General features: G+C 60.4%; 12 protein-coding genes. 2 read left to right on the forward strand and 10 right to left on the reverse strand.

All coding sequences use genetic code 11. The features are described from left to right. The 5 genes from VIR09_RS02255 to VIR09_RS02275 form a co-directional block, all read right to left on the reverse strand. Entirely contained in the window at positions 1-801 is an 801-nt protein-coding gene (locus VIR09_RS02255) for an AAA family ATPase (protein ID WP_332011400.1), read from the reverse strand. Next, positions 798-1,487: a 16S rRNA (guanine(527)-N(7))-methyltransferase RsmG gene (gene rsmG, locus VIR09_RS02260; protein WP_332011402.1), complete on the reverse strand. Its 690-nt coding sequence runs from the start codon at positions 1,485-1,487 to the stop codon at positions 798-800. Before rsmG ends, VIR09_RS02255 begins: the two co-directional genes overlap by 4 nt. Continuing rightward, positions 1,484-3,403, reverse strand: coding sequence for a tRNA uridine-5-carboxymethylaminomethyl(34) synthesis enzyme MnmG (mnmG, locus tag VIR09_RS02265; RefSeq protein ID WP_332011438.1), 1,920 nt, complete (start codon positions 3,401-3,403; stop codon positions 1,484-1,486). The genes rsmG and mnmG overlap by 4 nt, the downstream gene beginning before the upstream one ends. Positions 3,404-5,997: 2,594 nt before the next feature. Further along, a complete protein-coding gene (locus VIR09_RS02270) occupies positions 5,998-6,204 on the reverse strand; it encodes a cold-shock protein (RefSeq protein ID WP_006216596.1) in 207 nt (68 codons plus the stop codon). Between the two features lie 232 nt (positions 6,205-6,436). Further along, positions 6,437-7,507 (reverse strand): AbrB family transcriptional regulator, encoded by a 1,071-nt coding sequence (locus tag VIR09_RS02275; protein WP_332011403.1) that lies wholly within the window; start codon positions 7,505-7,507, stop codon positions 6,437-6,439. 76 nt (positions 7,508-7,583) lie between these two features. Between VIR09_RS02275 and VIR09_RS02280 the strand changes: the two genes are divergently transcribed. Continuing rightward, positions 7,584-8,750 carry a pyridoxal phosphate-dependent aminotransferase gene (locus VIR09_RS02280; RefSeq protein WP_332011404.1) on the forward strand — a complete coding sequence of 389 codons (1,167 nt, stop codon included), beginning with the start codon at positions 7,584-7,586 and terminating at the stop codon, positions 8,748-8,750. 222 nt (positions 8,751-8,972) lie between these two features. On the opposite strand, the gene VIR09_RS02285 is transcribed toward VIR09_RS02280, so the two are convergent. The 5 genes from VIR09_RS02285 to VIR09_RS02305 form a co-directional block, all read right to left on the reverse strand. After that, the gene (locus VIR09_RS02285; protein WP_332011405.1) at positions 8,973-10,499 is read right to left on the reverse strand and encodes a tripartite tricarboxylate transporter permease; all 1,527 of its coding nucleotides are present in this window, start codon (positions 10,497-10,499) and stop codon (positions 8,973-8,975) included. After that, positions 10,496-10,933 (reverse strand): tripartite tricarboxylate transporter TctB family protein, encoded by a 438-nt coding sequence (locus VIR09_RS02290; RefSeq protein WP_332011407.1) that lies wholly within the window; start codon positions 10,931-10,933, stop codon positions 10,496-10,498. The genes VIR09_RS02285 and VIR09_RS02290 overlap by 4 nt, the downstream gene beginning before the upstream one ends. 112 nt (positions 10,934-11,045) lie before the next feature. Then, the gene (locus VIR09_RS02295) at positions 11,046-12,044 is read right to left on the reverse strand and encodes a tripartite tricarboxylate transporter substrate binding protein (protein WP_332011409.1); all 999 of its coding nucleotides are present in this window, start codon (positions 12,042-12,044) and stop codon (positions 11,046-11,048) included. 120 nt (positions 12,045-12,164) lie between these two features. Continuing rightward, complete coding sequence (locus tag VIR09_RS02300; RefSeq protein ID WP_414639366.1) at positions 12,165-13,649, reverse strand: sensor histidine kinase; 1,485 nt, start codon at positions 13,647-13,649, stop codon at positions 12,165-12,167. Continuing rightward, entirely contained in the window at positions 13,639-14,316 is a 678-nt protein-coding gene (locus tag VIR09_RS02305; RefSeq protein ID WP_332011410.1) for a response regulator, read from the reverse strand. The genes VIR09_RS02300 and VIR09_RS02305 overlap by 11 nt, the downstream gene beginning before the upstream one ends. Before the next feature lie 489 nt (positions 14,317-14,805). Between VIR09_RS02305 and VIR09_RS02310 the strand changes: the two genes are divergently transcribed. Continuing rightward, entirely contained in the window at positions 14,806-16,173 is a 1,368-nt protein-coding gene (locus tag VIR09_RS02310; RefSeq protein WP_332011412.1) for a ClcB-like voltage-gated chloride channel protein, read from the forward strand. The last annotated feature ends 28 nt before the right edge of the window (positions 16,174-16,201 follow it).

Genomic DNA, 16,201 nt, shown 5'->3' on the forward strand with positions numbered 1-16,201 from the left:
CTACTTCAGGTCCTTCCTCACGCGCTCGATCATTTCGGCGCCAAACGAGATATACGCCTGCGCGCCGCGCGAACCGCGGTCGTAAACCACGCCGGGCATGCCGTAGCTGGGCGCTTCGGCCAGGCGCACGTTGCGCGGCACGACAGTCTTGAAGACCTTGTCGCCGAAGTGCGCCTCGAGCTGCGCAGACACCTGCTGTTGCAGGGTCATGCGCGGATCGAACATGACGCGCAGCAGACCGATGACGCGCAGATCGTCGTTGATGTTCCGGTGCACGCGCTTGATGGTATTGACCAGGTCGGACAGACCTTCCAGCGCGAAGTATTCGCACTGCATAGGAATGATGACGCCATGGGCGGCGGCCAGGCCGTTCAAGGTCAGCAGCGACAGCGTGGGCGGGCAATCGATCAGCACGAAATCGTACTGGGTGGCGACGGTGTCGATCGCGGCCTTCAACTGGCGTTCGCGCTGGTCCATCTGCACCAGGTCGATTTCGGCGCCGGACAGTTCGCGGTTGGCGGGCAGCACGTCGTAACCACCCGATTCGGATTTGACGCGGGCCTGCTCGATGTTCGATTCGCCGATCAGTACCTGGTACAGGTTCGACTCCAGCGAGTTCTTGTCGATGCCGCTGCCCATCGTGGCATTGCCTTGCGGGTCCAGGTCCACCAGCAGCACACGTTGGTTGTGCGTGGCAAGGCCCGCCGCCAGATTGATGGCGGTCGTCGTCTTGCCCACACCGCCCTTCTGGTTGGCAATGCAGAAAATGCGGGCGGTGGTGCTGGGGGGTATGTTCTTCATAGGGTTCCTTGACTACGGCGCATCCAGATGAGGCAGCGCTCGGCCTCTAGCTCAGGCACGCGCAACGGCTGGATGTGATCGACTTGCCATTCTCCGCGCGCATGCAGCGCCTGTATTTCGTCCTCGGGGACCTTGCCCTTCATGGCGACGAGGGTACCATCGTTGCGTACATGGCGACCTGCGAGTTGCGCAAAATCGTCCAAGGAAGCGAAGGCGCGCGACGTGACAATATTGCACCCGGCGGGCGCCAGCGTTTCGATGCGGGCGTGGCTGGCCTGCAGATTGGGCAAGGCCAGCACGCCGCTCATCTGCCGCACGAATGCCGTTTTCTTTTCGACCGCGTCCACGCAGGTCACCGACCAATGGGGCCGCATGATCGCCAGAACGACGCCAGGCAGGCCCCCGCCCGATCCGACGTCGTAGACCTTGGCTGGCGTACCGGAAGCGCCCAGGGCCTCGTTGAACGGCCCGACGGCTGCCAGGCTGTCGAACAGGTGCTGGATCAGCATCTGCTGCGGATCGCGGATGGCGGTGAGGTTGTAGGTCCGGTTCCAGCGCTGCATCTGGGACAGATAATTCAGCAGCTTGGCCATCGCGGCGGCATCGGCCACCAAACCCAACTGCTCGCATGCGCGAGACAAGCGGCCGGCCATGTCCGCGCCGGCCGTATTGGCGTGCGCGCTCATGCCGCTTGCTTGCGCGAGCCGTAATGCAGGCGCTTCAGATGGATCAGCAGCAACGAAATTGCAGCGGGGGTTACGCCGGAGATGCGCGCGGCCTGGCCGACAGTCTCCGGCCGGTGGGTCTTGAGCTTCTGGCGCACTTCGAACGACAGGCTGGTCACCGCGTCGTAATCGACATCGGCGGGGATGGCCTGTTGCTCATGCGCGATCTGTTTCTGGACTTCGACCTGCTGGCGGTCAATATAGCCGGCGTACTTCACCTGGATTTCGACCTGCTCGGCCAGCACCTCGTCCGCCGCCACGCCAGGGCCAGCCAACAGCGAGCCGTCGGCGTTGCGAGCAGCCATCAAGGCTTCATAGGACACACTGGGCCGTTTCAGTAAATCTGCAAGTGAGTACTCACGTTCAATCGCCTTGCCCAGCAACGGCTCGGCCACTTCCGCCGGCAACAGACGCGGATTCACCCAGGAGGATTTCAGGCGTTCGACTTCGGTAGCCACGGCGTCGCGCTTCCGATTGAAGGCGTCCCAGCGCGCATCGTCGACGATGCCAAGACGGCGGCCGATCTCCGTCAGACGCAGATCGGCGTTGTCTTCACGCAGGCTCAAACGGTACTCGGCCCGAGAGGTGAACATGCGGTAGGGCTCGGTCACGCCGCGCGTGACCAGGTCGTCCACCAATACGCCCAGATAGGCCTCGTCCCGCCGCGGGGTCCATTGCTCGCGATCCAGCGCCATCAACGCGGCATTGACGCCAGCCAACAACCCTTGGGCGGCCGCTTCTTCGTAGCCAGTGGTGCCGTTGATCTGTCCGGCAAAGTACAGGCCGGCGATGGCCTTGGTTTCCAGCGTACTCTTCAATCCACGTGGATCGAAGTAGTCGTACTCGATGGCATAGCCGGGCCGCAGGATGTGCGCATTTTCCAGGCCGGGCAAAGAGTGGATCAAGGCTAGCTGCACATCGAACGGCAGGCTAGTCGACACGCCGTTGGGATAGACCTCGTGCGTGTCCAGGCCTTCGGGCTCCAGGAAGACCTGGTGCGATTCCTTGTCGGCAAAGCGATGAATCTTGTCTTCGATGGATGGGCAGTAGCGCGGGCCCACCCCTTCGATCACGCCGCTGTACATCGGCGACCGATCCAATCCGCCGCGGATGATGTCGTGGGTGCGCGCATTGGTGTGGGTGATCCAGCAAGGCAATTGACGCGGATGCATGCTGACATTGCCCATGTAGGAAAACACGGGAATCGGATTCAGATCGCCAGGCTGCTCTTCCAGGATGCTGTAGTTGATCGAGCGGCCATCGATGCGCGGCGGCGTGCCCGTCTTCAGGCGTCCTTGCGGCAGCTTGAGTTCCTTCAGGCGCTGGCCCAGCGAGGCAGCGGGAGGATCTCCAGCGCGGCCGCCAGAGTAGTTCTGCAGCCCCACGTGAATCAGCCCATTAAGAAACGTACCCGCGGTAAGCACCACAGACTTCGCCCGGAACTGCAGGCCGATCTGGGTGACGGCACCAACCACACGATCGCCTTCCACCATCAGGTCTTCGACCGCTTGCTGGAACAGCCAGAGATTCGGCTGGTTTTCCAGGCGGCCTCGGATTGCCTTACGGTACAGCACGCGATCCGCCTGGGCGCGCGTGGCCCGGACGGCCGGGCCCTTCGACCCGTTCAGGATACGGAACTGGATCCCCGATTCATCCGTTGCCAAAGCCATGGCGCCGCCCAGGGCGTCCACTTCTTTCACAAGGTGGCCCTTGCCGATCCCACCGATGGAGGGATTGCAAGACATTTGGCCTAGGGTTTCGATGTTGTGCGTCAACAGCAACGTCTGGGCGCCGGTGCGGGCAGCAGCCAGCGCAGCTTCGGTGCCGGCGTGGCCGCCACCGACGACGATGACATCGAATTCGCGGGGATAGTCCATGATGGGGGGAGAGATAAGAAAGCGTTCGGTGCTCATTATAGAGGCAGGGATTGCATGTTTCACGTGAAACATGCTTCGGCGCAGCATGGTGCATTCAAGGGCTGAAGCGCCGTAGGCAAAAGACAACGAGACAGAACCTCTGCGGATGAATATGTCGGCATTTGCTACCGCTTTGCCTATTGGGTTTCACGTGGAACATTGCATAGCTACCGCGACGCCAGCAGCTGTGTTGATTGATGGACACCTTCAGAGGATTGACCGCAGCCTACGTGCATCTCTTGTGGAGGCCTACCCTCGGCGCATGCGCGAGTGAGATTTCCACCGATCACGCGATATGTTCCACGTGAAACATTTTGGGAGATCCAGATGGCGGTCCGCCCGAGAGAGAAAGCTCCAGTGATGGCTTCGGTGGATGAAGACATGACACGATCGGTCAGAGACACGCCGTATCACCGTCGGCAAGATCGCTTCTTTCAGCACAAGCCGCCGAATGTTCCACGTGAAACATACTCTGCCTGCGACTTCATGGAGAATCTGCCCGGCATTACGATGGTCCCGATGGGTCAGTATTTGAGTCCTGTATTCCTAAATGGCTTACGACAGGCTAGGACATACGGAGAAGCCAAGGGAGATGTTAGGCGCTCACCTTCAACCTGCCGCTCTTCATCGATGTTTCACGTGGAACATTGGTACTCCTGGGACACATGCGCGATGTTTCACGTGGAACATCTCACAGCAACGGAACGGGGCAGTAGACGGAACCTGAAAGTGGCCTCAGATGTGTTCCACGTGAAACACGGAATGGACTCTGGCCTCGCAAAGAACCAGAATTTGCCACGTCAAAACTAATCCTCATAACTGAAGAAGCAACACGACACTCGAATTGTCTCGCCCGACTCCATCAACGACTGTTCCAAATTTCATAGAATTCACTCAAGAAAAAAAGCAATTTTTCTACCCCTACCCTACCCCTTGCCCAGAAAAAGACTATTTTTTTGATTCACGTGAAACCAGACCGCCCAAGGACATCACGATTGCACCCTTGTCGTTAACCAATATAAAGATTTTCGACTCTGGGATGAGCCACAATTCTGAGCCAGCGAGCCGCCAAGTCAGGCCCACAGCAATGCAATCCCTTTGAGGACCTGAGTGAAACCTGGCTAGGAACTGAAACATGCAACGTCCGTAAAATCTGAACGCGAAGGCATGCATACGCCATCGCAACGGAGGCTGTCTCCAAGCAGGCTGGATATGGAATGGTGGTTGGATTGCCGAAAAATCTTTCGCGCGTGCGTCATGAACCGATCTAAACATCTGGCCACGACCGCTATTGAATTCTGCACAGCGTTATCAACAGCTAGTAAATCCGATAGCTGCCGACATCCGCCGTTTCACGTGGAACAACTCTGGGGATAAGTCACCGAGAGCGGCGCGGGTCTGCAGCAAACATGAGCGCGTTTAATCAGAACAGCAAAGTGCAAAGAATCTTGGAAAAGCACAAATGCGCAACACTGTTCCCTATGGCAGCAATCGATTATTTCTATTCAGGATGCTTGCCAGGCTTTGGCCACGCGCAGTTCAGGAAAAGTCAGGTGGGCGCGAAAATCCGTGGAAAACTTTGTGGATAAGCTAACCCCACCACCCAACAAGTATTCGAAAAGTGGGCGTGGCAATCGCTGCCCTTGAAACTCGCCAGGAACTCTGCCGGCCTGTTCCAGTCAAAACGCAGCAGAAATTTGTGAAAGCGGATTATCCACAAATCTATCCACACGCCTCCGTCCTACGGTCCACCGCTACGCAGAAGCCGCGGACGAAGCGGGGCAGATTCTTTGACCAGACAAGTATCTTGCACCGCCAGGGAAGGATTCACCATCATCCTTATGGGCGATCACCTATTTTCATGTGAACCGCTGTGGAAAACTCGCCGACCGTAATTTGCGCCGAAACCAGCTCCATCTGAGGGTCACCGGAATCGACCTCCACCGATGTGTTCCCCTGCCTCGTCGGGGTTCGGAGATCTTCCAACAAACGTCATCTTTCCTACCCTATCCTCATTTCTATCCACAGGCAGATGGGCTGCGGCAGGGCGCCAAATGATGTAATTCTGTGCATAACCGGGATGGGGATATCTTTGTGAACAACCACCGTCGGCGCTGTTAAAAACACGCAAGAGCGGGCCGTAGAGATTATGGTCAGGCGAATCTGTCCTGCCCTCGAACCCGCCCTGAAACCGCGTTAAATGCCTGTATTCCCTAGGGAAAGGCCATGTTTAAACATAAACATCGTCAGTTAGCCTGGATATGCCAAAGCGTGCTCGCGGCTAGGCAGCATCGTTCGAAGGAACCCGGGATAACTGTGCAAAACTCGGCGACGGATAGACTGTTGCTTAATTGCTGAGCATGAAAATACACATGCCCAAAAATAATTATCCACAAACTTATCCACGGATGGAGAATATGTTAGTGAATACTAACTATTCGATTGGAGCTGGCGAATAAAGCTCTCGCCCAAATGAAACAACGCCCCAGACCGGAAGGTCTTGGGGCGTTGTAGCCAGGTCGAACCTGGCAGACGGGAAATTGGGATTTCCCGATTTAGAGCGGGCGAATTTCGGCCGCTTGAGGTCCTTTCGGACCATCCTTGACTTCGAATTCGACTTCCTGGCCCTCGTTCAGGCTGCGATAGCCGCGGCCCTGGATGGCGGAAAAGTGTGCGAAAACATCGGTGCCACCAACGTCCGGCGTGATGAAACCGTAACCCTTGTCAGCGTTAAACCACTTAACTTTGCCCTTCTGAGCCATTTTTTCTAGCGTCCTGTAATTAACTCGAAATGCAATGAATCAAGGACGCCGTGAGAACTGAACGACCGGTAGTGGTACCTGCGTTGTTGCTGCGTTCCCGCTTGCCGCCTAGCTGCAGAACGAGTCCGCACGCTGCTTGAATCAACTGCGTAATCAGCATACTCAGCACGCATTACAGGCTCATATTGTTGTTTACCCCAATGTCGTATTTTTAATACTGGATCTCGTTCCGCTAGGCCCTGCGGCTCTGCCGGCGCGCCAAGAAAGCGTAGATCGGTCCCGTCACGATCACGACAAAAACCATGCGCATGACGTGGAATGCGGTGACTACCGGAACGCCCAGCTGCAGCACCTTGGCCGTGATGGCCATCTCGGCGATGCCGCCCGGCGTAGTGCCTAGAATCAGTGTGGGGATGGGCGCAGCGGACCACAGCGACAGCAAAGCGCCCAGGCCGAATGCGAGCGCCAACGCGGCCACGGTGAAGCCCGCCACCGCCGCGATGAAACGCGGCGCGGCGCGAAAGAAATCCGGCCGATAGCGGTCGCCCAGCGACCAGCCGATCAGCAACTGGCCTATCTTCGGCACATAGTCCGGCAGGGCCGACAGTTCGATGCCGTTGGTCGTGAGTATCATGGCGACCAGCATGGGACCCAGCACCCAGGGATTAGGTAGACGCAGCTTCATGAAAGCCGTGCCGCCTGCGCAGGTCAGCGCAACCAGCCCCGCCAGTCCCCAACCATGGACCACCTTGGGCCCGGGCACCGTGGGATCCAGGCCCGCGACGCCCCACCATTGAAAGATGAAGGGCACGGTGACCACCACCATCAGCACGCGCACGCTATGCGCCGTTGCTACGCGGTCTATGCGGGCTCCATGACGTTCGGCCAGGTTCGCCATTTCACTGGCGCCGCCGATCGCCGAAGAAAACCAGGCCGTCTTGAAATCGACGTCGGTGTAGCGGCGCAGAATCGCCGTGCCCATGAATGCCAGGCCTAGCGCAAACAGCATGCCGACGATGATAGGCCCCGCATTGCTGCCGATGTGGCCTATCACCTGCGACGTGAAGTACAGACCCAGGGAAGTTCCAATCACCCACTGGCCGGCATTGCGCGCGGGCCTGGGGCACGCAGTGCCCAGACCCGCGATGCGCGTGGCCGCGGTCACCAGTAACGCTCCCAGCATCCACGGCAGCGGAACGTGCGCCCACACCGCCAACAACGCGCCAGCCAGTGCGATCGCCAAACCGCCCAATACCCTCCACAACATGTTTTGAACCACGATACCGCCGCGCCTTAAGGACATGAGAAAACCGAATTATGAGTTAGTGGGATACTTACGAAAACTCTCTCTGCTAGCAACGTTCACTCTCGCGTCCACCATGATCCGATCCAAACTCCCCGATGTTGGCACCACCATCTTTACCGTGATGAGCCGCCTGGCCATCGAACACAAGGCCATCAACCTGGGCCAGGGCTTTCCCGATTTCGATCCCGACCCCGCCTTGTGCGCCCTGGTAACCAAGGCCATGGCCGACGGCCATAACCAGTATCCCTACATGCCAGGGGTCGCGCCGCTGCGCGAAGCTATTGCCGCCAAGACACGCGAGCTCTACGGCCATGCCTACGATCCCGAAACCGAGATCACCGTCACCAGCGGCGCGACCGAAGCGCTGATGGCTACCGTACTGGCCGCCGTGGGCAGCGGCGACGAAGTCGTCGTCATCGAACCTTGCTACGACTCCTATCTGCCGGCGATCCGCCTGGCGGGCGGCACCGCAGTGCCGGTGCCGCTGCGCGCGCCCACCGAAGCCGATCCCTACTACCGCATCGACTGGCAGCGCGTGCGCGATGCCATCACGTCGAAAACCCGTCTGTTGATGCTGAACTTTCCGCACAATCCGACCGGCGCGGTGTTGGACGATAGCGATCTGGACGCACTGGAAGCCATCGTGCGCGACACTGGCGTGTTGCTGGTGTCCGACGAGGTCTACGAACACATCGTGTTCGATGGCAAGCCGCACGCCAGCGTGGCGCGCCGCCCGCTGCTGGCCCAGCATGCCTTCGTGATTTCGTCCTTTGGCAAGACCTATCACACCACCGGTTGGAAGATCGGCTATTGCTGCGCACCGCGTCAACTCAGCGCGGAACTGCGCAAGGTGCATCAGTTCATGGTTTTCACCGTGCCTTCGCCCATGCAGTTCGCCCTGGCCGAGTTCATGCGCGATCCCAAGCCGTACCTGGACCTGCCGGCTTTCTACCAAGCCAAGCGCGATCGCCTGGCACAGGGCCTGGCCAAGACCCGCTTCCGCCCCCTGCCCAGCCCCGGCACCTTCTTCCTGCTGGCCGACTACAGCCAGATATCCAGGCAGAACGAAGCCGATTTCGCGCGCGACCTGACGGTGAATCATGGCGTCACGGTGATACCGGTATCGGCGTTCTATCGCCAGCCCGACGCGCCTGAATCCAACCACCGCATCGTGCGCTTCTGCTTCGCCAAGAAAGACGCGACGCTTGATGCTGCCCTGGAACGCCTGGCCCAGGTCTGACGCCGCCTGCGAAACGCATCATCGCCACTCAGAGATTTCACGCGAATGCTACGCACAAGAGCTTTTTCTGCAAAATATGAATAAAAGCTCGTATTTAAGAGATCAACTATACGTGTGACTTGATCTACAAAAAAAGGGCGCCCATAAGGCGCCCTTTGCAATTCCCGGCCAAGATCCCGCGACGCGGCCGTTGCCTTCTACAGCAGCCGCGCCGCCACCGAATCAGACCGGACCAGCGGCAAGCTTTTTCGCAGCGCGCAAGCGGCGCATGATCTGCGGCACGATAACGACCGCAGCCGCGCCCACCCACATCGTGATCGACACGGGGCTGGCGAACAGCACTCCTACGTCGCCATCGGTCATCGACAAGGCTCGGCGCAGGTTCTGCTCCATCATGTTGCCCAGCACCACACCCAGCACCAGCGGAGCCATGGGCACGCCGAACTTGCGCAGGAAGTAGCCCAAGGCGCCGATACCGGCCACCAGCAGCAGGTCGAACGTGCCTGCATTGATGGCATAGACGCCGATGTAGCTGATGCACAGAATGCCGGGAACCATCAGCCATCCCGGCACCGACAGCACCTTGGAGAAGAAGCGCACCAGCGGCACGTTCATGATGAACAGCAGCACGTTGGCCACGAACAGCGAAGCGATCAGGCCCCAGACCAATTCAGGCTTGGTTTCGAACAGCACCGGACCCGGCGTGATGTTGTAGAGCGTCAGCGCCCCCATCATCACGGCCGTGGTGCCCGAACCCGGTACGCCCAGGGTCAACATCGGCACGAAAGACCCGATGGCCGACGCCGTGGCGGCGGCTTCCGGCGCAACCAGACCGCGCATGTCGCCCTTGCCGAATTTAGCCTCAGGATCCTTGGCTTCGATGATGCGCTTTTCTTGCGAGTACGCTACGGCCGCCGCCACGCTTGCACCAGCGCCCGGCAGCACGCCCACGCCAAAGCCCACCAGCGCGCTGCGCACCACGCTCCACCACGTGTAAGCCATCTCTTTCAAGTTGAAGAGCTTGCGACCGCTGGGCTTGACCTCGACGCTGTGGCCGGCCATTACCTTCTCCAGCATTTCCAGCATCTCGCTGACCGCGAACAGCGCGATCACGACCACCACGAAGTCGATACCGTCGGCCAGATGCACCGATTCGAAGGTGTAGCGATAAACACCCGAGTTCGCATCCACGCCCACCACCGAAATCGACAGGCCTATCATCGCCGCCAGCACGCCCTTGACGGGCTGCTTGCCCAACAGGCTGGTCAGGCAGCAGAACGCGAAAATCATCAGCACGAAGTACTCGGCCGGCCCGAAAGCCAACGCCCACTTCGCCAGCAACGGCGCCAGCAGAATGATGCCCAGCACCGACACGATAGCGCCGAAGAAGGCGGACCACGCCGACAGCGACAGCGCCACGCTGGCCAGGCCCTGACGCGCCAACGGATAGCCGTCCAGCGTCGTCATGATGGCGCTGGCCTCTCCCGGCACGTTCAGCAGGATCGCGGTTATCCGGCCGCCATACTCGGCGCCCACATACACGGCGGCCAGCAGGATCAGCGCGGTCTCGGGCGGCAGGTTCATGGCGAAAGCGATCGGTATCAGCATCGCCACGCCGTTGACCGGCCCCAGGCCGGGCAGCACGCCCACCATGGTGCCGATGAACGAGCCGATCATGGCCACCAGGACGTTCGTCAGCGATAAGGCTACGCCAAAGCCTATCGCCAAATGATCGAGAATGCCGCTCATATCAGGGTCTCCAGCAGGCCGCCAGGCAGGACCACGTCCAGCACCTTGTCGAACAGCACGAAAAAGAAAAGGCTCATGACGACGCCGCCGATGGCGCACTTGATCCAGCCGCCGCCGAACAAGCGGCCGACGAACACTGTCATCAACGAAGTCGCGATCACAAAACCGAGCCACTGGAACAAGAAGGCATAGGCCACCGTGAACGCCATCATCAGCGCGATGCGGCCATTCGCGCCTGGCGGGTTGGCTTCGACCTGATGGCCGCCCTTGTAGACCAGCCGCAGGCCGCACAGGCCAATGATCAGCGCCAGCAGCAGCGGAAAGGCGCGCGGGCCCACAGGCTCGTAGGCGAATGGGGCTTCGATTCCCCAGCCCGCCGCCGTCATGAAGGCGGCAAGCGCAAGCGCCCCAATGCCCAATATTCGATCGTTCATGATCACTTTTCCGTTGTAGTCGCATCGCGCGGCGCAGGGCTTCCCTGCCGCCGCGGCAAAGCCGGCGGCGGCGAAACCCTGACAAACGCGATAAGGAGAAACGCCCTTCGGCTTACTTCTTGATCAGGCCAAAGGAGTCGGCCAGCTCGCCGTAGACCTTGACCTGGTTCTTCACGTAGGCATCCAGCTCGGGACCCGTCTTGTTGAAGGGGAACAGGCCTTGCTGCTGACGCAGCTTGTCGAACTCGGGCGAGGCCGTGGTCTTGTTGAAGGCGTCGACCCAGAACTGGTAGTCGCTGTCCGACACCTTCGGGCCGACATAGAAGCCGCGGATGATCGGCCAGACGATGTCGTAGCCCTGTTCCTTGGCGGTGGGCACGGTGCCCAGCTTGCCCGGCAGGCGCTGATCGTTGAACACGGCCAGCACGCGGATGGGCGCGCCGCCTTCCAGCATGGTGAAGGCTTCCGCCGCATCGCCCATGTAGGCCTGGATATGGCCGCCGCGCAAAGCCGTCACGGCTTCGCCGCCGCCTTCAAACGCCACGAAGCGCATCTTCTTGAAATCCACGCCCGCAGCCTTGGCGGTCAACGCGGCCTTCATCCAGTCCTGGCTGCCCACGGTGCCGCCGGCGCCCAGCACGATCTTGGTCGGATCCTGCTTGAAGGCGTCCATCAGGCTCTTCAGGTCGGTATACGGCGAATCGTTGCGGACCACGGCCACGCCATAGTCGGTGCCGATGGCGGCCAGCCAGCGCACGTCGTTGACGTTGTACTTGCCGAACTTGCCCTGGGCCAGGTTCAGCAGCGAACCGCCCGAGAAAGCCACGATGGTGCCCGGCTCGTTCGGGTGCTGCGCCACGATGTTGTTGTAGGCCACCGCGCCGATGCCGCCAGGCATGTAGACGATGCGCATGGAGGCCTTGAGCGCGCCGCTGTGCTTCAGGCCTTCGGTGGCCAGGCGGCAGGTCAGGTCGAAACCGCCGCCGGGCTGGGCAGGCGCGATGCATTCCGGGCGGCGCGGCTCGTCGGCCGCGTGGGCGGCGCCCATGGACAAGGTAATCGCGCCCAGCGCCGCGACGGCGGCCAGGCGCAGTTTCAGACTAGTCTGCATTTTTTGCGTCTCCGAGATTTATAGGTCTAGGTATGGCTGGAAGCTCTGCTCAGACGGTTCTTTCCGCGATAACGGCCCCAGTGGACGCAACCGTACAAAAACAAAGCTTTCCAAAAGCTTTCAATTCCGGCCGTTTTCCTGATGCGCCGCAACATCTTCCTGGTTTCCCAGGGTAAACACCAATGACGCCCTCAAGCCTGGCAGCGGCACCCGGTTCTCGAGGACCAGGCGCGCGCCCAGGATCTCGGCAATGGTCCCGACGATGGCCAGTCCCAGCCCGGCGCCCGGCTTGTTTTTGCCTGCGGCTCCCCGCCGGAAGCGGATGCAGGCGCGGGCGATGTCTTCGGCCGACATGCCCGGGCCGCTGTCTTCGACCACCAGCCTGGCCTGCCCGGCTTCCACCTGGACTTTCACCGTTACCTCCCCCGAGGGCGAGGTGTAACGGATGGCGTTGTCCACCAGGTTGCTGACTGCCTCCCGGAGCAGCCACTCCGCCCCCAGCACGGTGACCGGCCGGATGTCGGCCTCCAGGCCGATGTCGAGCTGGCGGGCGCGGGCGGTGGGAAGCAGGCTGCGGATGACCCCATCGGCCAGATCGACCAGGTCCACCGGTTCCGGGCTGAAACCGCCTTCGGCCAGCGAGGCGTCCTTAGCGCGCGCCAGAGCGAGCATTTGGTTGGTGGTGCGTGTGGCCCTGTCCAAGCCCTCTTGCATCGCCAGAAGGGCTGTACGGACCTCCTGGGGGTCTGTTTCGCGCAAGGCATAGGCCGTCTGGGTCCGCAAAACCGACAAAGGTGTGCGCAACTGATGCGATGCGTCGTCCAGGAACTGGCTTTGGACCCTCGCCTGAGCCGCAAAACGGGCCATGTGGAGGTTTACGGCCGTGACTAGGGGTAGGACCTCACCCGGCATGTCGGAGGCGCTCACGGGGCTTAAATCGTCCGCAGAACGCCCTTCCACCTCCTGCCGCAGCCTGGCAAGGGGGCGCAAGGCCATGAAAACCCCCAGGATGATCACCAGAACACTGATCAGGATCACGGCCAGGTCCCGCTCGACCGAGCGCACCAGCACCTGGTGCAGGAACGCCTGCCGGGTATCCAGGCCTTCGGCGACTTGCACGATAACCCGTCCCCCTTTATTCGCGTACAGCGGGGGATCCATGGGGCGGGCCAGCGCCGCAACCCGTACGGGGGTGCCCTGGTAATCGGCGTAGAAAAAGCGCGGCTCGCCCGAAACCAGGGGTTCGGCAGGCATGGGCAGGTCCGGATTGCCGATTTCCGCCAGCCCGTCCTCGGTGGCGACCCGGTAGAACACGCTGCCATTGGCCGTGAGCTCGAAAAATTCCAGCATCAGGTACGGCTGCTCCATGGCTAATCCACCGCTGGCTGTGGATATGTTGTGGTCGATGGCGCGCAGCGCTCCGGAGAGCGAGCGGTCGTAGGCAATGTCGACCTGGTTGCGCAACTGGTGGTTCGACAGCCACAGCGCGCCCATCATCACGAAGACCAGCGTGGGAATCAGCCACCAGAGAAGCTGGGTTTTCAGCGTGCGATTGCGTTTTTTCGCGGCGAAAAAACCCTTTTTTTCCGCACTTCTAGTTGTCAACAAGGTTCTCCAGGCAGTAGCCCATGCCCCGCATGGTCACGATTTGCACACCGGTATCCGCTAATTTTTTTCGCAGACGGTGCACCACGACCTCGATGGCTTCCAGGTTGATGTCCGCATCGTCGGTCAGGATGCGGTCCAGGATCTGCTGCTTGTTGATGGGCTCGCCGCTTTTCTGGATCAGCACCCGCAGAACTGAGTGTTCACGTGGGGATAACTGCAAGGGCTGTCCGCCAACCGTGAATTTTTGAGCGGAAGTTTCGAAAACCAGGTTACCCAGAGTGAGTCGAGGGTGTTCACGCCCGCGGCTGCGCCGGATGAGTGCGATCAATCGCGCTTCCAATTCTTCCACGACAAACGGTTTGGGCAGGAAATCGTCCGCTCCCTGGTGGAGCGTCCCGATTTTTTCGGCCAGCGAATCGCGCGCGGTCAAGACCAGCACCGGCGTACGGTCGTCCCGCGCGCGGATCTTCGCCAGCAAGGCATGGCCATCCATGCCTGGAAGTCCCAGGTCCAGGATGACCGCATCGAATTCTTCCATCGCCAGTCTTCTGTCGGCGACCAATCCGTCATCAGCCCACTCAACCACGAAACCCGCGTGTCTCGCCAGGCTTCTTGAAAGCCAGCGGGCAAGTTCGGCTTCGTCTTCTATCAGGAGGATACGCATGGACGCAGTCCGGGGGGGCATGGCTGGGCGGAATGGGAAAACATGTTTGGCTTTTCCTTTATTTCTCTTTATATAAAGACTAATGATTAATAAGGCCTGTGGATAACTACCTTAACCTTGAAAACCTCTTTTTTTTCATCAGCTTGCAGCCGTTTTTGCCTGTGCAAGAACTCTGTGTGGGAAAAAAGCTGAAGTTGGACAAGATTTTGGACCCTGTCCGAAACCCCTGCTTGTTCAACTTGCCTCCACAAAATGTGCACAAGGCGGCTACTTAGGAGTTATCCACAGGCCCTTTCTGCCTGACGGGTCTCAAAAACGGCACTTTTACCCCGAAAAACGCTCCGCTGCCTACCCGGTTTTTTGCCCTTTTGGAGGCCTTCAGAGCCCCTCCAGGGCGTTCGCGGAAAGCAGGATTCGAGGGGAGGCGCGTAGCTATTCTTGACTGGCAACTGAACAAAAAGTGAGCAGGTTCCGCCGTAGAATTCCGCCATGGCGACAGAAATCAGAATCAAGAAATCGGGGTGGGCAATCTGGCTGAGGAGCCGTTTGTTGGCGGACAATTTGCCGGCCACCCTCTGCGCGGCGGCGCTGATGGGACTGCTGGGGGCGCTGGCCACCGTGGTCTTCCGGGAAATGTTGGCCTGGACGCAGATGTTGCTGGGCGGCGGGGACGCTCCCCATGGCATGGTGTCCCTGGCGCGGGGACTGAGCCCCTGGCAACGCTTCCTGATGCCGGCGATCGGCGGCGCTCTTGCCGGCGCCATCCTGCAAATGGCGGCCAGATGGCTGCCCAAACGCGGCGCGGCGGACTATATGGAGGCGATTTCCATCGGCCGCGGGGTCATAGGCTTTCGCCAGACGGTTGCGCGCAGCCTGTCGTCGATTTTTTCCATCGGTTCCGGCGCGTCCATTGGCCGCGAGGGTCCCATGGTGCAGCTGGCGGCGATGTTGTCATCCCTGACGGGACGGTATCTGGTGTTGCCGCCCAGGCATTTGCGCTTGCTGGTCGCTTGTGGCGCCACCGCCGGGATCACGTCCGCCTATAACGCGCCGATCGCCGGCGCCTTGTTCATTTCCGAGATCGTCTATGGCGCGATTGCGTCGGCTACGCTGGTGCCGCTGGTCGTATCGTCGGTCGTGGCGAACATAGTGACGCGCCAGATCCTGCATTACGACGCGGTTTTCCATATGCCGCCCTTCACCCTCGTGTCGGGCTGGGAAGTCATCAACTATCTGGGATTGGGCGTGATCGCCGGCTTGGCGGCGCCCCAATTCCTGCGATTCCTGGACATGGCACGAGCTGGGTTCGGCCGCATGCCCGCGCCGCTGTGGGTTCGCATGGCATTGGGCGGCCTGATAGTCGGCGCCTTGTCGGTGGTGAATCCCGAGGTCTGGGGCAATGGCTACAGCGTGGTCAACAGCATGTTGCACACGCAGTGGGCCTGGCAGGCGGTCGCCGCCATTCTGCTTTTGAAAACGCTGGCCACCGCGGCCAGCGTCGGTTCGGGCGCGGTGGGCGGCGTCTTCACGCCCACGCTGTTCGTGGGGGCGGCGTTGGGCGCCTTGTACGGAACCGGCCTGCAGGCCTTGTTTCCAGCCGGGGACCTGTCTGCGGTATCCAGCTACGCAGTGGTGGGCATGGGGGCCTTGCTGGCTGCCACCACTTATGCGCCCCTGATGTCCATCCTGATGATTTTCGAGATGACGCTCAGCTATGAAGTCATGCTGCCGCTGATGCTGGCCTGCATCACGGGCTACGTGATTGCGCATCGCATACGGCCGGATTCGGTGTACGCGAAATCGTTGGCCAGCAACCGGCGCGCTCAACGCGTCGTGGCAAGGGAGCGAGACGAGTGACCGACCTTCGATAATGCGAGCAAATATT

It is taken from the genome of Achromobacter sp., assembly GCF_036567245.1.
Lineage (GTDB): Bacteria > Pseudomonadota > Gammaproteobacteria > Burkholderiales > Burkholderiaceae_B > Achromobacter.